The following is a 19,361-nucleotide window of genomic DNA, read 5'->3' as shown; positions in this document are numbered from 1 at the left end:
ATTTTTTTATAAAATCTTATTGCATCTGTAAATAAATAACTATGCAAAGAGTGTTATTTACTTATCCATAACAAACGCTGTTTTCCCTCTCTGATCCTCACTTAGATAACCTGCTGCTTGAAGTTGTTCACGCCATACTTTTTCAATCGTGGCAGCTTTTGCAGCATTATTTTCTTTTGTCGATAACTCTGTCATGATTTCACCTTGATAATGCCAAACTTCAATATCTGCCTCATAACCTGCAAAGCTTCCTTTATATGTTGTTGCCTTGGCAGGTCCATACACGACTGCCTGTGATAACGTATTGTTATACCAAGTAGCAGAGTCCCAATTTAAAATTTTCTTTGGCACATTTTCTAAAATTAATTTTTTGGCTGCACTTGTATCCACCGAATTATAGTTAACTTTAGTAGTTTCCTTCAATGACTCTTTTCGACTAATAGTAAATGTACGATTACCACCCTTAATATCCATTTCAAATTTATAGTTGGATTCGTCACCAGTAAAACCATGGCTTTCAGTTATTGCAAGTGCTTCTTCAAGTGGTGTATTAAGAAATCTCTTTTTATACGTAATGTCGATTTTATTGCTATCTTTATAAACGCGTAAACGATTGTTATAGTCTGTACTTAAAAAATCTTTACTCTGTGTATCGAAGTAGTAAATTTTCACTTCATCTTTTTTAGTAGCTGCAAAAAAGTTTAAAATATCTGACTCATTGAATAGCTCTGATTTCAAATTATATTTAATCTCATGCCCAGGCTCGATGGCGGCTTTTGCTTGTACGGCACCCATTACTCCAAACATGCTTAATACTAATCCTATTACGCCTAATTTCAATGCAAGCCTCTTCAAATAATATTTCATATATTTTCACCCTCACTTCCGATTATTTTTAATAGTGTCGTTTCTTTATTTGTTAATTGACTATGAAAATAGATGGTTTGATGAGCATTAATATACTTTGATAGCACGATAGTATCCTCATAATCAGGATGTGTTTTGTAGAAAAAATGTTTTAGTTGATTTGGTGCTAATTGTTGAATGTAACTACCTTTATTAAAGTACCCCGTAAAGATGACATTGGCTGATGGTAAATCCGTAAGTAGCTTCGATATTATTACGTCATCGCGCTCTGGAACAAAATAAATGGCGTTCTCTGCTCTTGTCCGCTCTTGTAAGCATTCTTTTTTGAATGATGACAAGAGCGGAGAGAATATAACATTATCAGGTGCATCGTAATACTCTTCAAAAAAAGGTAAAAAATCTTTCGCGATAGACACCTTTCTAGTCGTATGCTCAAAAAGGTAAAATGCAATATCAGCCGTTTTGCCAGAAAAGGAAGAAGGAAAAAGTATTGCATTACGATCGTTCGCTTCGATATAATCCGCTAATTGCTGTAATACTTCTTTGTTGTGAATACGTTTCTCAACATGACCACTATCTATGAATGCTACGTCATACTTTTCACTATGCTCTATCGGAAGATTTGCCTTTAATAGATAGGAATCCATCACATAATCGCCTGAAAAAAATATCACCTCCTCTAAAAAGCGAATACTGTACCACACACTTCCTATTAAATGCCCACTATAGCCCCATAGAAAAGAAAGATGATCGTTAACATTGACCCATTTGCCTAGCGATGCTGGCTCAAACGTTCTAATATTTTGAAAAGATTGTTGTAATTGTTTTGCGGTTATTTCACTCATAATCAATTGCCCATCGTAGCCCCATTGTGCAAGTAAAGGAAGCGCTCCTACATGGTCAATATGGGAATGAGATATAAACACGGCATCTAGTTTTGCCACATGAGCAGGTGTTAAATTTGGCTTTGTCTTTTCACGATTGTTCATAACACCACAATCTAGTAAAATGGCATGGCCATTCTTTTCAAGATAAAAGCAGTTACGGCCATACTCCCCAACGCCGCCTAAAATTTCTATCTTAAGCACCTACATGCCCTCCCCGCCTTTGAAGCCAATCTAATAGGAACATAAAAACAACTGTCATAGCGACTGTAATAACAGCAACAGCCATTCCTAGCCCTACATTGCCTTGTTCAAATTGGCTGTAGATAAACGTTGCTCCTGTTTCCACTGAAGGTGGCAAAATAAGAAGACCTGCGACTAACTCACGCATTGAAATAATAAATGTCATCATCATACCAGCAAGTATTCCCTGCATTAACAGTGGGATGAAAATATATCGATACATGTCCCAACTATTCCGCCCAAAAATAGCAGCTGATTGGAAAATAGATTGATCTAACTGTGAAAATGTCGATTTTGTATATTGCACAGAGTATGGTAGGAAAAGCACACAATACGTCACCACTACCATTGTTTTTGTATTGTAAATCGTTGCTGGTAGCCAAGGTGCATTCCAAAACATAATTAAACCGACGACAAAAACAATTCCTGGAATAATATTTGGCATTAGGCTAAAGAAATCTAACATTTGTTGCTTTTTCGTTTCGCCCTTTTTAACGTATAGTGCAATAAAAAATCCAATAATCGCTGTAATAACGGCAGTGACAATTGAAAACACAATACTATTCAAAAATGCGGCTAACCCCGCGCTACCGCTAGTAAACAAAGCCTGATACGACGCAAAACTGAAATTGCCAGCACTTAAACCGTCTCCTCGCACCTTTTGTAAAGAAGTTACGACAATTGAAAAATACGGAATTCCAATAGCAAGCAATAACACAATCCCAACATAAAACCATGACCCAAACTTGATATACCATTTATCTTTTATTTCACGAACAGCAGGTGTTTTTCCTGAAAGCACGCTATATGTAAACTTTCGTCCAATAAGATTTTGAAAGTACCAAACAACGAGGCACACGGAAAGTAAAAATAATGATAGCGATGTTGCCATCCGAATATCAACTGGCCATCTTGAAAGATAAGAGTGAATTTCTGTTGTAAACACTTGAAATCCAATACGACTGCCAAACGTTGCAGGCGTCCCAAATTCCGCTAGCGTTTTAATAAAAATGAGCAATACTCCTAGAACATAGCTTGAAACGAGTAAAGGCAATATAACCTGCAGCCAATTTCTTAATGAGCTGCGGCCAAAAATAAGGGCTGCATCTAAAAATGAACCATTAATTCTAAGTAGCGTATTTTTCAGCATTAAATATAAAAAAGGAAACAGGTGCAGACTCATAACCATCACCATGCCAAATAAAGAAAAAAAGGCATTGGATAACCAAGCGGTACCAGGTACTAACTGCTGTAAAAAACCATTATTTTGCATAAATAAAATCCAACCCATAGAACCGATATAAGGAGGTGTCATAAATGGAATCGTTAAAATAATATCTAGCCAACCATATTTATGTAAGCTTGTTTTTGTGCGAATAAATGCCATAGGTAATGCCAGTATTGTAGTCCCTAAAATCACGAAAACTCCTAATAATAAAGAATTACCCAATGTACGCCACAAACGATCATTGTCAAACATTCTACTAATTTGTGAAACATCAAAATGACCATCCTGGACAAATGTATAATAAACAATGGCTATTAATGGCGCGATAGCAAACGTTGCGACAATCGTTAATAAGAAGCTAAAAGTGCGTCTGCCTTCCATTATCATCATTGCATCATTCCTTTCATAGAAACCTAGTGTAGATATTCCTAATAAAATGATGCGTTTTGTATTTAGAAAAAATCCGCAATCGTCAGTGCTGTTCTTCAAAGTCTTATGACTGAAAGCGAATTTTTTCTTTACCTATTTATCGCATCTTCTAGTAGGAATGAGACTTATAGACTCATTGCCTCTTATCGGAATATATCGTTAAACTTCGTTAAAATATCAAGCTGCTTTGACTCTGAACCTTTCCAGTTCACCTTTAACTGTGGAATCTCATCTAATGCCGCACGATCTTTTACAGCAATTTCGTTATTACCTGGCAGTAAATATGCATCTGTCACTAGCTTTTGTCCTTCATCTGAAAGTAGGAAATTGACGTATGCTTTTGCACCTTCCACATTTTTAGCATCTTTCATAATAGCGACTGCTCGAGGGCTTACAACCGTTCCACTCTTCGGATAAACAATTTCTACTGGCTCCCCACTCGCTTTTGCTTTATAAGCCATATAGTCTACACCTGAGATTGTTGCATTTTTATCACCTGTAATAACTGCATCTAGCGCTTCCTTATTTGCGCCATTCACTTGGAGTCCATTGTTTTTCCATAATTGGATTGTATCCCAAGCTGTCTTTTCCGCTTCTGTATAACCGTAAATAAAATCGACCGCAGAGCCTGACAAACTCGGGTCAGGGATATTCATTTTCCCTTGCCACTCTGGTTTAGCTAAATCTGTCCATTCAGATGGAATGTCTTTTGTATTTTTCGTATTGTACGCAATGCCTAATGCTGAGGCACTATAACCATAATAATAGCCCTCTCCATCAGACCAATCGCTATTCATTTTCGTCGCATTTTCTGCTTCTTGATAGCTAAGTAACTGATTGGATTCCTTTAATCCATCCATTGATGCGACGGAAGCTAATACAACGATATCTGCTACAGGATTATTTTTCTCCGCTTCTAGACGAGATAAAATTTTGCCTGTTGTTCCTTGGAACATTTCTACTTTTATGCCCGTTTTTTCTTCAAATGCTTGCTGTATATTGGCAGCTAAGCCATCTGGACCAGCTGAATAAACCGTTAATGTTTGCACTTCTTCTTTCGGCTTTGCACTTGCTGCCTCATTATTGACACTGTCGGCTGATTTGTTATTGCCACACCCCGCTAATGTTAGTGCTAAAAGAATCCCAGCAGTTGCTAGTAATTTGAATCGTTTTTTCACGATAAGCCCTCCAATTGATATATTTGTTTTGTATCTACAAAAACCTCAAGTTGTTTGCCATGTTCTAAAGGCATGCTTTCATAAAAGCTCCATTGTTTTCCTTCTACTTGTGCCTGAACCAAATAGCGATCTCCAATGAAAGTACTTTTTACAATCATCGCTTGTTTCGCAATAGTTCCAGGATATTGTTTTCTCGATACCCCCTCGGGACGTACAATCCGATTCCCTTTATCGAGCCAATTGACCTTACCTATAAAATCCGCTACATAAGGAGTTGCTGGTGCATGATAAATTTCCTGTGGTGACCCTACCTGCGCAATTTTTCCTGACTCCATCACAATAATTTGATCTGACATCGTCATTGCTTCCGTTTGATCATGTGTAACAAATATAGCTTGGCAATCGAATTCATGGATAATATGCATAATTTCATCTTGCATTTTTTCTCTTAGCACCGCGTCTAACGCTGATAATGGCTCATCAAATAAGATTAACTTTGGATTCGTTGCCAGTGCTCTCGCAAGTGCTACTCGCTGTTGTTGTCCACCCGATAACTGTCCTGGCTTGCGATTTTCATATCCCTCCATGTTCACCAAACGCATCACATACGCTACCCGTGCTGGTATTTCCGCCTTTGGTACAATCTTTTTTAAACCAAATGCGATGTTCTGGAAAATGGTCATATGTGGCCAGAGCGCGAAATCTTGAAAGACCATAGCGATATTGCGTTGATTTGGTTTAACATTTTTACGAAGTTTAGAAGAATAAATAATTGTGTCATCGAATGCAATTTCACCATTCGTTGGTTTTTCAAGACCAGCTAGTAATTTCAATAATGTCGTTTTACCACAGCCTGACTGTCCTAAAATTGTAATGAACTTACTGTTTAATTCCACATTAATAGGCCATAGCGCTTGTGCATGTCCATATTTTTTCTCTAAATTTGTAATTGAGATTTTCATCGTATCCTCCTCGTCTATCTCTACTATAGTTTCCAGATATTTAGAAAATATTAACCTACTATTAATATGTCGTTAAAAAAAATCTAATAAACTAAAGTAAATGCAATAGTTTATCGAATTTCCTTTAGGAGGCTAAAATGAATTATCTAAAATTACAGGCATTTTGCTTACTCGTCGATTTAAAAAAATTAGCTCCTGTCGCTAAAGAGCTAGGTATTACACCGCCTACTGTCTCCTTTCATATTCGCTCCATTGAAGAAGAATACGGTGTACGCTTATTTCGAACAAATGCTGGTGGTTATCGTTTAACCGAAGCAGGGGAAGGGCTGTTTCACTATGCACGCCAAATCGTACAATTACAAAACGATATGGACCGCTTCATTGAAAATCTACTAGCAGGAAATGTTGGCTCCATACGTTTAGGAGCAAGTGCACTCCCTGCCCATATTTTTATGCCTGAAATCATTAACCAAGTTTCCACAGCTTATCCTGACATTCGCATTTCCTTAGAAGTAAAAACCGCACCTGAAATCGAAAAAATGGTAGCCTTGCAGGAGCTTGATTTTGGCTTAATAATGGAAACGAAGAAACAAAATTCAACACTTTGCTATGAAACGATTGGCGAAGATTCACTCGTTTTAGCATTAAGCCCTAGTCACGAACTGGCAGCAAAAAAGGACATCTCGCAATCAGATGTCCTTAAAAACAAAGTATTATTACATACGTCTTCGAGTTCAACCAACCATTTTATTGAAAAATGGCTAAACCCTTTTCAACCATCTTTCAATACAATTGAACTCGATTCTGTCAGTACGATTAAAAAAATGCTCACCTTTGGTAAAACAATAGCCTTTCTGTCCGTATCCCTTATTGAAGAAGAACTGCAATCAGGCTTATTGGTACAGAAAGACTTACATGATATAGCACTGAAACGAAAAATTCAGCTTATATATCCTCAGTCCAGACTAGATAATAAGATTGACGCATTCGTCAAAAAAGCCATTTATAATTTAGCACGAAAAATCCAGTCTTAATGCTGTTCATCATAATCAAACAACAAGACTCACAGATACAAACATCTGTGAGCTTCCCTCTTTCTTCTAGCGGATTATTATGTATTCCCCCCTTTTCAACAATTTCGTTAAAAACATTCGACAATTTGACATAATTTCTTAGCATGCATTAATACCTTGGATAGAAGACATGTTGATTTCTACTGAAAGGAGGGATAACAACTTGCTTACCGAGTTACTCAATATAGAGACGATTCAAATTGTTAACGAAGTCGCTAACTGGCAAGATGCTATACACGTCGCTGCAGCACCCCTTTTACAGCAAAACAAAATAGAAAAGCGCTATATTCAAGCGATGATACAATCCATCGAACAACATGGTCCATATGTCGTGCTGACACCTAAAGTGGCAATACCACATGCTCGTCCATCTGATGGAGTAAAGGAATTATCGATGAGCTTATTAAATTTACAAAACCCTGTACTATTTGGAACAGATAAACCTGTATCACTAATTATCGTTTTAGCAGCTACTGATCATACAACACATTTACAAGCCTTAGTTGATTTAACACAAGTGTTACAAGAACCTAGTCAAATTGACGAGATTATTGGATGCCAACATCCAGATTGCATTGTTGAAAAAATTAAACAATATGCGACAAAGGAGCGATTATGATGAAAATTTTAGTCGTTTGCGGAAATGGTTTAGGCAGTAGCTTCATTATGGAACTGAACGTAAAAAAAGCACTACTTGAACTCGGAAAAGAAGCAGAGGTAACTCATACAGATTTAACATCTGCAACGGCAGAGAAGGCAGATATTTATATCGGTGCAGGAGATATTGTAGATCAATTAGATAATGGTGTTAGAAAAATCGTTCGTATCGTCAATATGATGAGTATTCAAGAAATCAAATTAAAGCTTGAGCCATTGCTTTAAGGAAATTTATTTGTACGGCTAATAGTCTGTGGTATTAACTATTTATAAAGTTTGAAAAACTGAATAGGATGAGGTGTTGGTATGTTAGATGTTATGATGAATGACATTTTAGGTACACCAGCAATTTTAGTCGGCCTATTTGCTCTTGTTGGCTTACTAATCCAAAAAAAATCCGCTTCAACTGTTCTTTCAGGTACATTAAAAACGATAATGGGCTTCGTCATTTTAGGTGCAGGTGCAGCAGTTTTAATTGGTTCTTTAACGCATTTTAGTAAAATGTTCGACCATGCCTTTCAAGTTCAAGGGGTAATCCCTAACAATGAGGCTATTGTAGCTGCAGCGCAAACGACTTTTGGAACATCTACTGCCATGATTATGGTATTCGGTATGATCATGAACTTATTGCTAGCGCGATTTACGCCTTTAAAATATATTTTTTTAACTGGGCATCATACATTATTTATGGCGTGTTTAATCGCGGCTTCACTCTCAGTTGGTGGAATGAGTGGCATCCCACTTATAATTACTGGATCCATCTTATTAGGTATTTGTATGGTTATTTTCCCAGCCATTTTACAACCTACTGTGCGCCAAATTACAGGCAGTGATGATTTTGCAGTTGGTCATTTTGGAAGTATAGGCTACTATATTTCTGCTAAAATTGGTCAGCTTTTTGGCAACAAAGCTAAAACAACAGAAGCAATTCAAGTTCCTAAATCACTAGGATTTTTAAGAGATACATCCGTTGCAATTTCCTTAACAATGACCATATTTTTTATTGTAGTGGCATTATTCGCAGGTCGCTCTTATATTGAAGCACAACTATCGGGTGGTTCTAATTTCATCGTTTTCGCAATTATTCAAGCGATTACTTTTGCTGCTGGTGTTTATATTATCCTTGCTGGTGTCCGCATGCTAATTGCTGAAATTATTCCAGCATTTAAAGGCATTGCCGATAAGCTCGTACCAAATGCCAAGCCTGCATTAGATTGCCCGACAATTTTCCCATTTGCTCCTAACGCTGTTATCATCGGCTTCCTCTTTAGCTTTTTAGCTGGTTTATTATCTATGTTTGCACTCCCACTTATTGGACTAAAAGTTATTATCCCAGGTCTCGTGCCTCATTTCTTCACAGGTGCAGCCGCAGGCGTTTTTGGAAATGCAACAGGTGGTCGAATCGGCTCAATGGCAGGTGCTTTTGCCAACGGTTTAATCATCAGCTTCATCCCTGCTATATTACTTATTTTCATGGGTGACATCGGCTATGAAGGAACAACATTTGGTGATTCTGACTTTGGCATTGTCGGTATTGTCATTATCAATATTTTAAAATTATTTGGTGCAGTGTAATAGCATCTCTCTATACTAAAAGTCTCGTTCTAAATAAATTGTCAGAATTATTTGCGTGCCTGGCACTTCTGACAGACGTAGTAAGACCGAGCACAAATATACCAATAAAAGAATATTTGGCCTGTATCGCAACAAATGCACCACTTATGGCGTATGCAATCATGCCAATGATGTGTAATACAGTACAGGTCACATAATCCAACCCCCTTTTTATATACAAAAAAGCCCGCCCATAAAATAGTTGCGCATTAACAACGCAAGCTATTTTATGGCGGGCTAATATCATAGCAGTAATACCTACTAATTTATCCATCTCACCATATATCGTGAAATTTACATAGAGGCTGTGCAATATCCAAATGACACAACGACCATTAAATTTACTAGTTAAAATTGAATTGATTTTTATCATAAACTCAATATTACATTTTATGATAGCGTTTCATACATAACTTGCCCCATTTGAGAGACGTCATAATCTCCTAACGCAGCCACTTCAGATTGGAAATCAGATGCATTTAAAATCTCCTTCACCGCATCAATTAGTGGTCGGTTTTCGGGCGTTTTTAATAACACAATATCATAACGCTCTTTAACAACTGGAATAAAATCGACATCAATGAGCTTGGCGATTTTTTCAATTCCTATCCCAACATCAGCGTGTCCATTGGCAACAGCAGAAGCAACATCAAGATGGCTCATTCCTTCACGGGAATAGCCTTCAATAGTGGTCGGTACAATATTATGAATACGCAATTGCTCATCTAACAAAGTGCGAGCACCTGAGCCTTTCTCACGGTTGATGAAATTAAATGACTTTGTTTGAAAATCTTCAAATGTGTGGATTTGCAATGGATTTCCTTTTTGAACATAGAAACCTGCTCTACGTGATACTACATTCATGAGGATAAACGGATGGCTCACAAAGATTTTCTTTACATAAGGCGTATTATAATCTTCTGTATCCCCATCAAACATATGTAAACTCGCAATATCACAGTCTCCATTATACAATGCCATCACACCATTAAAACTACCTTCATGTGAACGCAATACTTTCGTAGACTGCCTTTTCTCAATATTTTTGGCTAAAATATCTAATACTAAATCTTGTCCACTTATAATTATTTTTGAATAATTTTTAGTCGGAGTAGCTACGGATGTCAATGATGCACTACCTGTTTTTCGTTTTTGTATATAGGCTTGCAAGTCAGCACGATCTACCCGCATTTGCCTTCCTACACGGAAGACTGGCAATTCTTCCTTTTTCACTAAATCATAAATCGTCAATTTCGAAACTTTTAATAATTGTGCAACCTCTTCAATCGTATAGGATTGTTCTTGTGACATAAAAATTCTCCTCCTATATGCCTCTATTTACATGGTAACGTATTTATAGCTTTATGAACATCTTGAAATTTTCTACCAATTCTATCTTTCTTTTTTACTTATAACTGTTTATAATTTGTTATGTCTTGTTATAACGAGTTATAAAAGGAGTATTATCATAGTGAAAAAATTTTATAGTTTATTTGCGACACTAGCATTACTAGTTGGGCTACTTGCAGCCTGTGGTAACCAAGAAAAAGAGGTGACAGCAAACGAACCCGTTGAATTAACGATTTCTGCGGCAGCTAGTTTACAGGATGCCTTAGAAGAACTTAAAACAACTTATGAAAAACAACACGATACGATCAAAATCCTCTATAACTTTGGTGGTTCTGGTGCATTACAGCAACAAATTTTACAGGGTGCTCCTGCAGATCTTTTCTTTTCAGCCGCGGAAGATAAATTCGATGCGCTTGTAGAAAAAGAAATGATTGATCAAAAGCAAGGAACGGATCTTTTAGCCAATGAATTAGTATTAATTGTTCCTAAAAATAATGAAAAACAAATCAAATCCTTTGAAGATTTACAACAAGCAGGAAAAATCGCGCTTGGTACACCCGAAACGGTTCCTGCTGGGCAGTATGGCGTCGACACATTAAAAAATATGCAACTTTGGGATTCACTTGAATCGAAAGTGGTGTATACAAAAGATGTGCGTCAAGTACTTACTTACACAGAAACAGAAAACGTAGATGCTGGAATGGTTTATAAGACAGATGCCCTTGTCTCCGATAAAGTTGATATCGTTGCGACTGCGGATGAAGCTATGCATGCTCCAATTATTTATCCTGTAGGTGTCTTAAAAGCGAGTAAGCATGCTCAAGAAGCGGAAGATTTTTATCAATTTTTACAAAGTGACGAAGCAATGAATATTTTTAAAAAGTATGGGTTTAAAGGAGCTCACTAAAAATGAGTACCGATTTTTGGTCTCCACTTAAACTTTCAATTGAAATTGCCTTTGTTGCGGGGATTCTCGCTATTATAGCAGGAATTTTACTTGGTAAATGGATGACAACCTATCATTTTAAAGGGAAGCTATTGCTAGAAACCGTGTTGCTCTTACCTTTAGTATTACCTCCTACTGTAGTAGGTTTTCTGCTCATCGTTATTTTTGGGAAAAATAGTTTTTTTGGAAATCTAATTGTGTGGCTTTTCGATCAGCCAGTCATGTTCACATGGTGGGCGGCTGTTATCGCTTCTACGATTGTTGCCTTTCCTTTAATGTACCAATCAGCTAAAACGGGCTTTGCCTCTGTTGATCGTGATATTGAAAATGCAGCACGTGTAGATGGGGCTAACGAATGGCAAGTCTTTCTTTATGTGTCCATACCCCTTGCTTTAAAAGCACTTGTATCTGGCGGGATTTTAAGCTTCACACGAGCTTTAGGCGAGTTTGGAGCGACATTAATGTTCGCGGGGAATATTCCAGGGAAAACACAAACAACACCGCTAGCTATTTATATGGCAATTGATTCGGGAAACATGACCCTTGCCTGGACATGGGTTTTGTGTATGATTGCTATTTCCTTTCTTTTGCTTCTTAGTATCCATATCCTAAAAGTATAAGAGAAAAAGTGTTAGATTGACCGCGATCAATCTAACACTTTTTTTGCTGTGCCGTTGTTGTTCGTTACGGCGGGTGCTTTCCTCACTTAGCACACTGTAAGACGCAACCCTCACTTGTTCGCGGAGTGTACACGTCTTATGTGCTGTGCGTAACTGCATAGCTTCTTTCATGTTACATAGCAAAATTTATAACACCTATTAAACTTAACGTTGTATGCCGTTCTTTTGTCTTCATCCCCCACTGATGGGTGGGATAAAGGCGATAGTGTCGCCCGATTTGACGATTGTAGTATCCGTTGCAAATTCCTCATTTACTGCCGTCATTATTTGTTGTAATGATAGCTGTGGATAGTGCTCTTCCATCCACTCTTTCAAGTGAGCAACCGTCACATCTGACAGCTCTACAGTTAGCTTTGATTCACCAACCATTTCCTGTAGGTGTGCAAATAATAAGATGTTAATCACACTTTTCCTCCTCCTCCTGAATAGCTGGTTCCCCTTGCGGATAAGGGATATTTTCTAATTGATCACCAATCCATTCTGTCCCGTCTTCCCAATGTTCTTTTTTCCATATAGGAACAATTTGCTTAATACGGTCAATCGCATATTCATTTGCCAAATATGCGATTTTACGATGTGGTGATGACACCGCAATTACGACCGCAATATCAGAAATAGCTAAATGCCCTACACGATGGGAAATGGCTATTTTTACTTCTGGCCATTGCTCTTCTATTTCCTTCGCAATCTGTTCAAACATTTTTATCGCCATCGCAGGATAGGCTTGATATTCCAAATGCAATGTTTTTTTACCATTTGTCATTTCACGCACTGTCCCAATAAATAGTGTAATAGCTCCTGCATTTCGATTAAGTACTTTTTGTCTTACTTGCTCTACATCAATCGGTTTATCAATTATTTCAAACAACGTTGCAGTCATCATTTTCCCCTCATTTCTTTCAATAAAAATTCCATATATTGTGTTTCATCATGTATCGAAAATGCTGGAATCGTTAGGGACGAATCGAGTGGATAGCTTGGCCAATAAATTACACAAATAATATTGGTTACTCGCTGTAGTAGCACATGATCCTGTGCTGTTCGTAGAAGCACAGCCTTTGGATAATGTTCGCATTTATACCCTTCAATCAAAATGATATCCATTGGAAAGGAAGCATATATCGCTAGTATCTCAGCCAGTTGCCAGCTTTTTTGGTGAATACTCATCCGTAAAGTACCCTCCCCCTCCACTGCTGTAATCATCGCACCCGCCTGCTCATGCCGACTACTATCTTTCGAAGTTTCAACCATTGGCACACCACCATGTCCGTGATGCTTAATCGTTCCTACTCGTAACCCTTCCTTTGTAGCTTGTTTAATCAATTGCTCCATCAGCGTCGTTTTTCCACTATCTTGATAACCAACTATCTGTAAGATTTTTCGATGTTGTCCCAAGGCCACTCACTTCCTTGCAAATCTTCTAACAATAAAACTGCTACTGACATGTCCTTTTCATAGCCTCGTGAACCACCAGGTAAGACGATGAAAGCATTGGCTGACGCCAACGAAGAAACTGCGCTCGATTTGTCAAAGCCAGATGGTACTGCAACTAGCTTACCTTCTTCATAATAGGCTTGTGCGCGTACAAAACGTGTAAAGGGATTTGGCTTTGTAAAATCCGCCCCTAAAATCGCTTGCGCTCTACGTAAATGGGGTTGAGCATTACTATATGCAGTGCGAATAATCGGGCGTACAAAAAGCTCAAAGCCAACGTAGCAAGCTGAAGGATTACCAGAAAGCCCAAACAATAATTTGCCGTCGCGAGCTGCCACCGTTGTCACACTACCTGGACGCATCGCCACTTTATTAAACAGTACGTTTGCATGAATCGCTTCATAAATGGCTGGTAAATAATCATAATCACCTACAGAAACGCCTCCCGTTGTAATTAGAATATCTACTTCCTGTAAGGCGTTTTCAACGTTTTTAATACATAACTCAAGGTCATCGCTAAACTTGCCGTAATATTTCACTTGTGCTCCAGCCCGCTCAATTTGCGCCATCATCATATAGGCATTACTATTTCGAATTTTACCAGGTTGTAAAGATTCGCCTGGCTCTAGTAATTCGCTACCAGTTGCAATGACACCAATGACCGTTTTACGATAAACAGGTACTTGCTCATAGCCAAAAGTAGCGAGTAATGCCATTACACCTGGGTTAATATATTGACCTTTTTCAATGAGAACAGTGCCTTGCTGTACATCTTCCCCTTTATAGGAAATGTTTGTCCCTGCTTCAAAAGATCGTTTAATCGACATATACTTTTGATGATTTTCTTCAAAAGTATGGGTTAATTCTAGCATGACCACTGCATCACAGCCTTGTGGTATAGGAGCCCCTGTCATAATGCGGACAGCTTGTCGTTCGCCTACTACTTCGTTATAAATATAGCCTGCGCCAATTTCCCCAACAACCTGAAATGGGACTGGATGCTGCGAAGAAGCTTCTTTGCTATCGACGGAGCGAATAGCATAGCCATCATATGGTGAACGGTCAAAAGCGGGTACATCATGATCGGCCCTAATAGCTTCTGCAATAAAGCGACCATGGGCTTGCGTTAATGACACAAGCTCTTTTTTTGCTTGAAAAGCATGGTCCATTACACGATGAACAGCTTCTGCTACTGGAATTGGTTGTCTTTTTTCTAGCATTTTACACACTCCTTTAACCTAATAAACGATAATAAATGGTTTTAGCTTTTTGTATATCTTGTACACCATGAATTACAACTCGCCCATCTTGGAAAATGACGATTCGGTAATCGTCAGCCTGACAAGAAAGCAAATAAGGATTCATCTGAATTTCACCATAGGCGCGAAGCTGGTTTGCCAGCTGCTCGAACTGATAGTAGATTGGCTTTGGTGGTCGAATTTGTACCGCATCTCGTCCACAAAGTATCTGTAATTTAGTTTGATTTTCATAGGATAAGTAAGGATATGTTGGGTGATTACCACAAGATGGACAATCGGACTGCCTTATTTTATCTACATTGATTTCATAGTGTTGATTTTGCCAAACATCAAACGTTAAGTAGCTTTTTCTTAACGCTTTCTCATCACCAACAAGCAATTTTAAAACTTCTGCCACTTGATAGGCAGCAACAATTTGGACCGTTGGGCTAATAATTCCTACCGTATCGCAAGTCATCCCTGTATGGGGCATTACTTTTAATAAGCAATGTAAACAAGGTGTTTTGCCAGGTACAATCGTATAGGTCGCACCATAACTTCCAACACAGGAGCCGTAAACCCAAGGAATACCATATTTTTGAGCAAGGTCATTCATAAAAAAACGAACATCAAAATTATCAGTCGCATCGACCAACACATCTACACCTTTTAACAATGGTAGCAGCGATTGTGTACAAGCATCCATAATGACCGCATTGATTTCTACTTCTGCATTAATTTGTTGGAGACGATTTTTAGCTGCAATAACTTTCGGCATTTTCTCTTGTGCATCTAGCTCTGTATACAATTGTTGTCGTTGTAAATTACTCCACTCTACATAATCACGGTCAATGAGTGTCAGTTTGCCAATACCCGCACGCACAAGCGCTTCAGCACTAGCACTCCCTAATGCACCCGCACCTATTATTAGGACATGTTTTTGTTGGATGGAGGCTTGCCCTGTTTGTCCGATAGGATTAAATAATTGTTGTCTAGAATATCTATTTTGCATAAGTATATGGCCTTTCTTTCTATGAATTTTCGTTTGACCTTTTCATTTATAGCATTATAATAAAGGCAATGTTTTTAAGTAAAACATGTTCGAAGGAGGTCTTTACTGTGCATCCCACACATCATCAGCAACCAATACAAGTTGCTATTTTAACGGTCAGTGACACACGCACAAAGGCAGATGATCATGCTGGACAGCGTATTCAATCATTACTTCAAGAAGCTACATTTGACGTTGTGGACTATCAACTAACAAAGGATGAGCCATTGGATATCGCTAGTCATGTAAAAAAATGGTGCAGTGATTCAACAATTAATACCATTATCGTCACGGGTGGAACAGGTTTTACACCAAGAGATCAAACTTACGACACCATTTTGCCTCTTTTTGAAAAAGAAATGATGGGGTTTGGTGAATTATTTCGAACACTCAGCTATGAAGAAATTGGCCCAAGAGCGATGTTTAGTCGTGCTACTGCTGGGAGTCTTCAACAAACAGCCATTTACGTTTTACCAGGCTCCACAAATGCGGTGACACTGGCTATGACGAAGCTCATATTACCGACTGTCAAACATTTTGTTGGTGAGTTGCATCGCTTATGAAAATGAAAATTGCTGGTATTGTATTAGCTGGCGGTCAATCCTCTCGGTATGGTAAACCTAAAATGTTTGAGATGTTTGCTGGGCAACCTTTATATAAGCATAGTCTCATAGCGTTGCAAAAAAATCAGCTTTCCCCTCTCATCATTGCTACAAATGCGCACTTACAATATCAGTTTGAAGAGGAAAACGTCCACTGGGTCATCGAAAAGCAGCTACATCAAGGGCCCCTTTTTGCCTTGCATCATATTATGACAACCTATCCTGATGTGGAATGGTTTTTTGTCGTAGCAAGCGATATGCCTTATATGAATGCTGATTTTATCCAAAAAATGGTCACCTTCATTCATGACGATTATGATGCGATTGTTCCTTTGCAAACGCTACGCGATCAACCATTAGCTGCATTATATCGCCGTACAGCTTTATCCAAGGCACAACAATTAATGGAACAAAACAAACGAAGTATGAAAGTGCTGTTAGAACAACTACGGGTTTGTTATGTCCCTTTTGATGATGATAACTCGACATTTATCAATATTAATGCACAGCAAGATTGGTTAAAAACAAATAAAAAGGAGTCTAACAATGAATAATTTTACACACTGGAACGACGAAGGTCGTCCTAAAATGGTTGATATTTCAGAAAAGGAAATCACGACACGTACTGCAATTGCTCGTAGTATCATAACTTTATCTGATGTTGTCTATGAAGCCATCCAACAAGGTGACATTAAAAAAGGTGATCCAACGCAAGTTGCTCAAATTGCAGGGATTATGGGTGCAAAAAAAACCGCAGATATCATTCCCATGTGCCATCCCATCATGCTACAAGGCACAGATTTTCAATTTAATTACGAAAAGGCAGAGAATGGCTATGAGCTCCATATCCAAGCTACGGTCAAATGTAGTGGGAAAACTGGTGTTGAAATGGAAGCACTTACTGCTGTGTCTATTGCTGCATTAACTTTTTATGATATGTGTAAAGCAGTTGATAAAACAATGGTCATTAAAGAAACCTATCTTGTTGAAAAAACTGGTGGGAAAAGTGGTACTTTTGTGCATAAATAAACAAAAAAATTCGGCATTATTTTGCCGATTTTTTCTGTTTTTTTATACACTACCCTCCAATATGAGACATTTCAATTTTTGAATTTTTCCTTTTTGCCATTGTTTGCTCATTACGTTCATCTGAATAACGATCATCTCTTGTTTCCCATACCTTTGTAATACATTTGATGATGGTAGCATCATCTTGCCCTGACCGTAACAGCTCTCTTAAATCCGTTCCTTCTGTTGCAAATAAACAAGTGTATAATGTTCCTTCTGCCGAGAGACGAGCACGTGAGCAACTGGAACAGAAAGAATCTGTAACAGACGATATTACGCCAATCTCACCTTGTGCGTCCTGATATTGATAACGTGTTGCCACTTCCCCTTTGTAATTTGGCGCTGCTGGCTGTAACGGTGAAAATTGATGAATTTGCTCAATAATGTCCTTTTTGGACACAACATCATCTAAGCGCCAACCATTTGAATTTCCTACATCCATATATTCAATAAAGCGTAAAATATGCTGTTTTTCTTTAAAAAATTGTGCCATTGTAACGATATCTTGATCATTCTTTCCTTTTTGCACAACCATATTAATTTTCACTTTTAAACCCGCTTCTGCAGCCTTTTCAATTCCTTCTAACACTGTTAATACTTTGCCACGGCGACCATTCATCTCAGAAAAACGCTCATCATCCAGTGAATCGAGACTAATGGAAACACGAGATAAGCCAGCTTGTGCCAATGGTTGTGCAAATTTTTTTAATAAAGAACCATTTGTAGTTAATGCAATATCTTCTACACCTTCTATGCGATGAATGCGCGCAATTAGTTCAGGCAAATTACGACGAAGTAAGGGCTCTCCGCCTGTAATACGCACCTTTTTCACATTTAAAGAAACAAAGATTTTTACTAATCGTTCAATCTCATCAAAAGTTAATATTTTATTAGACGGTAAAAATGCGTAATCTGGACCAAATACTTCAGCTGGCATACAATAGCGGCAACGAAAATTACAACGATCTGTTACGGATATTCTTAAATCTCTTAAAGGTCTATTTAATTGGTCTTGTAGATCATGCATTTAATCTCCTTCTTTCAGTGAATTCTGAGTAGGTAATAGGATGCGTTTCGGATGTGTATAAATATTCAGTGTATGTTGTCGGATAAATCCTACCGTCGTAATGCCAAGTTGCTCTGCTAATTGCAATGCTAATTCAGTTGGTGCTGATTTAGATAGCACAATTTCACAGCCTATTTTGGAGACTTTTAGTAAAATTTCAGACGATATCCGTCCGCTAAAGACGATGATTTTATCTTGCATACTAATATTGTTACGGAGGCAATAGCCGTATATTTTATCTAACGCATTATGACGTCCTATATCCATGCGGCTTAAGACAATGCCATTGACATTACATAGTGCGGCATTATGCACACCACCCGTTTTCTTAAAAATGTTTGCACCGTCCTGCATCTCATGCATTAAACGAAAACAATCCTCGGTCGTCATTTGCACATGAACATCATCCATTTTTTTCGCTACTAATGCATCATTGGTAAAAACAAATCCTTGCCGACTCATGCCACAACAAGAGGTAATATAACGTTTATTTTGCGTCTGTTGGTAATAGGGATTGACATGTTTTGTTTTAATATGCACAAAGCCCTCTTTCTCTTGGTGCCAAATGTCCTCAATATCCTCAAAGCTACGTATCACTCGTTCAGAAGCTAAGTAGCCGATAACCATATCTTCCACATACTCTGGTGTACAAACCATCGTAACAAACTCTTGCTGATTAATTTTTACAGTCACAGCGTATTCTGAGACGATTAAATCATCTATTTCTTTTACTTGCTGGCCTTCGACACGCGTAATTTTCCTTGTTATTGCTCGATCCATAAGGCATCTCC

Annotated in this window: 23 protein-coding genes; 9 read left to right on the top strand and 14 right to left on the bottom strand. The window is 38.1% G+C overall.

Features of this window, described 5'->3' with window-relative positions; all coding sequences use genetic code 11:
- Positions 1-57: 57 nt before the first annotated feature.
- The 5 genes from ACIQ1H_RS13440 to ACIQ1H_RS13420 all read right to left on the bottom strand — a co-directional run bounded on the left by ACIQ1H_RS13440 (position 58) and on the right by ACIQ1H_RS13420 (position 5,791).
- Entirely contained in the window at positions 58-867 is an 810-nt protein-coding gene (locus ACIQ1H_RS13440; RefSeq protein ID WP_402889405.1) for a hypothetical protein, read from the bottom strand.
- On the bottom strand, positions 864-1,955 hold the full coding sequence (locus tag ACIQ1H_RS13435; protein WP_402889404.1) for an MBL fold metallo-hydrolase: 1,092 nt from the start codon (positions 1,953-1,955) through the stop codon (positions 864-866). The genes ACIQ1H_RS13440 and ACIQ1H_RS13435 overlap by 4 nt, the downstream gene beginning before the upstream one ends.
- A complete protein-coding gene (locus ACIQ1H_RS13430; protein ID WP_402889511.1) occupies positions 1,948-3,609 on the bottom strand; it encodes an ABC transporter permease in 1,662 nt (553 codons plus the stop codon). The genes ACIQ1H_RS13435 and ACIQ1H_RS13430 overlap by 8 nt, the downstream gene beginning before the upstream one ends.
- Before the next feature lie 185 nt (positions 3,610-3,794).
- Positions 3,795-4,832: an ABC transporter substrate-binding protein gene (locus tag ACIQ1H_RS13425; protein WP_402889509.1), complete on the bottom strand. Its 1,038-nt coding sequence runs from the start codon at positions 4,830-4,832 to the stop codon at positions 3,795-3,797.
- Positions 4,826-5,791, bottom strand: a complete 966-nt coding sequence (locus ACIQ1H_RS13420) for an ABC transporter ATP-binding protein (RefSeq protein WP_402889402.1) — start codon at positions 5,789-5,791, stop codon at positions 4,826-4,828. Before ACIQ1H_RS13420 ends, ACIQ1H_RS13425 begins: the two co-directional genes overlap by 7 nt.
- Before the next feature lie 137 nt (positions 5,792-5,928).
- Here ACIQ1H_RS13420 and ACIQ1H_RS13415 point away from each other — a divergent pair, with 137 nt between their 5' ends.
- From ACIQ1H_RS13415 to ACIQ1H_RS13400, 4 genes are all read left to right on the top strand, one after another.
- Complete coding sequence (locus ACIQ1H_RS13415; RefSeq protein WP_402889400.1) at positions 5,929-6,825, top strand: LysR family transcriptional regulator; 897 nt, start codon at positions 5,929-5,931, stop codon at positions 6,823-6,825.
- Positions 6,826-7,027: 202 nt separating this feature from the next.
- On the top strand, positions 7,028-7,483 hold the full coding sequence (locus ACIQ1H_RS13410) for a PTS sugar transporter subunit IIA (protein ID WP_402889398.1): 456 nt from the start codon (positions 7,028-7,030) through the stop codon (positions 7,481-7,483).
- Positions 7,483-7,746, top strand: a complete 264-nt coding sequence (locus ACIQ1H_RS13405) for a PTS sugar transporter subunit IIB (RefSeq protein WP_337982194.1) — start codon at positions 7,483-7,485, stop codon at positions 7,744-7,746. Before ACIQ1H_RS13410 ends, ACIQ1H_RS13405 begins: the two co-directional genes overlap by 1 nt.
- Before the next feature lie 81 nt (positions 7,747-7,827).
- The gene (locus tag ACIQ1H_RS13400; protein WP_173478398.1) at positions 7,828-9,096 is read left to right on the top strand and encodes a PTS ascorbate transporter subunit IIC; all 1,269 of its coding nucleotides are present in this window, start codon (positions 7,828-7,830) and stop codon (positions 9,094-9,096) included.
- A gap of 10 nt (positions 9,097-9,106) precedes the next feature.
- On the opposite strand, the gene ACIQ1H_RS13395 is transcribed toward ACIQ1H_RS13400, so the two are convergent.
- Entirely contained in the window at positions 9,107-9,382 is a 276-nt protein-coding gene (locus ACIQ1H_RS13395; protein WP_402889507.1) for a TRIC cation channel family protein, read from the bottom strand.
- A gap of 143 nt (positions 9,383-9,525) precedes the next feature.
- On the bottom strand, positions 9,526-10,446 hold the full coding sequence (locus ACIQ1H_RS13390; protein WP_402889396.1) for a substrate-binding domain-containing protein: 921 nt from the start codon (positions 10,444-10,446) through the stop codon (positions 9,526-9,528).
- A gap of 160 nt (positions 10,447-10,606) precedes the next feature.
- Between ACIQ1H_RS13390 and modA the strand changes: the two genes are divergently transcribed.
- Positions 10,607-11,392 (top strand): molybdate ABC transporter substrate-binding protein, encoded by a 786-nt coding sequence (gene modA, locus ACIQ1H_RS13385; protein WP_402889394.1) that lies wholly within the window; start codon positions 10,607-10,609, stop codon positions 11,390-11,392.
- Positions 11,393-11,394: 2 nt separating this feature from the next.
- Entirely contained in the window at positions 11,395-12,051 is a 657-nt protein-coding gene (modB, locus tag ACIQ1H_RS13380) for a molybdate ABC transporter permease subunit (protein WP_402889392.1), read from the top strand.
- Positions 12,052-12,282: 231 nt separating this feature from the next.
- Here modB and moaD read toward each other — a convergent pair whose 3' ends face one another.
- From moaD to ACIQ1H_RS13355, 5 genes are read right to left on the bottom strand one after another with little or no spacing between them, the layout of a single operon-like run.
- On the bottom strand, positions 12,283-12,516 hold the full coding sequence (moaD, locus tag ACIQ1H_RS13375; protein ID WP_401018811.1) for a molybdopterin converting factor subunit 1: 234 nt from the start codon (positions 12,514-12,516) through the stop codon (positions 12,283-12,285).
- The gene (locus ACIQ1H_RS13370) at positions 12,509-12,991 is read right to left on the bottom strand and encodes a molybdenum cofactor biosynthesis protein MoaE (protein ID WP_402889505.1); all 483 of its coding nucleotides are present in this window, start codon (positions 12,989-12,991) and stop codon (positions 12,509-12,511) included. Before ACIQ1H_RS13370 ends, moaD begins: the two co-directional genes overlap by 8 nt.
- Positions 12,991-13,506: a molybdopterin-guanine dinucleotide biosynthesis protein B gene (mobB, locus tag ACIQ1H_RS13365; protein ID WP_217270258.1), complete on the bottom strand. Its 516-nt coding sequence runs from the start codon at positions 13,504-13,506 to the stop codon at positions 12,991-12,993. The genes ACIQ1H_RS13370 and mobB overlap by 1 nt, the downstream gene beginning before the upstream one ends.
- Positions 13,476-14,765 (bottom strand): molybdopterin molybdotransferase MoeA, encoded by a 1,290-nt coding sequence (locus tag ACIQ1H_RS13360; RefSeq protein ID WP_139860664.1) that lies wholly within the window; start codon positions 14,763-14,765, stop codon positions 13,476-13,478. The genes mobB and ACIQ1H_RS13360 overlap by 31 nt, the downstream gene beginning before the upstream one ends.
- A 13-nt stretch (positions 14,766-14,778) precedes the next feature.
- Positions 14,779-15,795, bottom strand: a complete 1,017-nt coding sequence (locus tag ACIQ1H_RS13355) for a thiazole biosynthesis adenylyltransferase ThiF (protein ID WP_402889390.1) — start codon at positions 15,793-15,795, stop codon at positions 14,779-14,781.
- 107 nt (positions 15,796-15,902) lie between these two features.
- Between ACIQ1H_RS13355 and ACIQ1H_RS13350 the strand changes: the two genes are divergently transcribed.
- From ACIQ1H_RS13350 to moaC, 3 genes are read left to right on the top strand one after another with little or no spacing between them, the layout of a single operon-like run.
- Positions 15,903-16,397 (top strand): MogA/MoaB family molybdenum cofactor biosynthesis protein, encoded by a 495-nt coding sequence (locus tag ACIQ1H_RS13350; protein WP_402889389.1) that lies wholly within the window; start codon positions 15,903-15,905, stop codon positions 16,395-16,397.
- On the top strand, positions 16,394-16,990 hold the full coding sequence (gene mobA, locus ACIQ1H_RS13345) for a molybdenum cofactor guanylyltransferase (RefSeq protein ID WP_402889387.1): 597 nt from the start codon (positions 16,394-16,396) through the stop codon (positions 16,988-16,990). The genes ACIQ1H_RS13350 and mobA overlap by 4 nt, the downstream gene beginning before the upstream one ends.
- Positions 16,983-17,465 (top strand): cyclic pyranopterin monophosphate synthase MoaC, encoded by a 483-nt coding sequence (gene moaC, locus ACIQ1H_RS13340; protein ID WP_173478390.1) that lies wholly within the window; start codon positions 16,983-16,985, stop codon positions 17,463-17,465. Before mobA ends, moaC begins: the two co-directional genes overlap by 8 nt.
- Before the next feature lie 49 nt (positions 17,466-17,514).
- On the opposite strand, the gene moaA is transcribed toward moaC, so the two are convergent.
- Both moaA and fdhD read right to left on the bottom strand, forming a co-directional pair.
- A complete protein-coding gene (gene moaA / locus ACIQ1H_RS13335; RefSeq protein WP_173478389.1) occupies positions 17,515-18,531 on the bottom strand; it encodes a GTP 3',8-cyclase MoaA in 1,017 nt (338 codons plus the stop codon).
- Positions 18,532-19,350, bottom strand: coding sequence for a formate dehydrogenase accessory sulfurtransferase FdhD (gene fdhD, locus ACIQ1H_RS13330; RefSeq protein WP_402889384.1), 819 nt, complete (start codon positions 19,348-19,350; stop codon positions 18,532-18,534).
- Positions 19,351-19,361: the final 11 nt, after the last annotated feature.

This window comes from Lysinibacillus sp. NPDC097279, assembly GCF_044761745.1.
Classification (GTDB): Bacteria; Bacillota; Bacilli; order Bacillales_A; family Planococcaceae; genus Lysinibacillus.
This window is presented reverse-complemented; position numbering and strand designations above follow the sequence as displayed.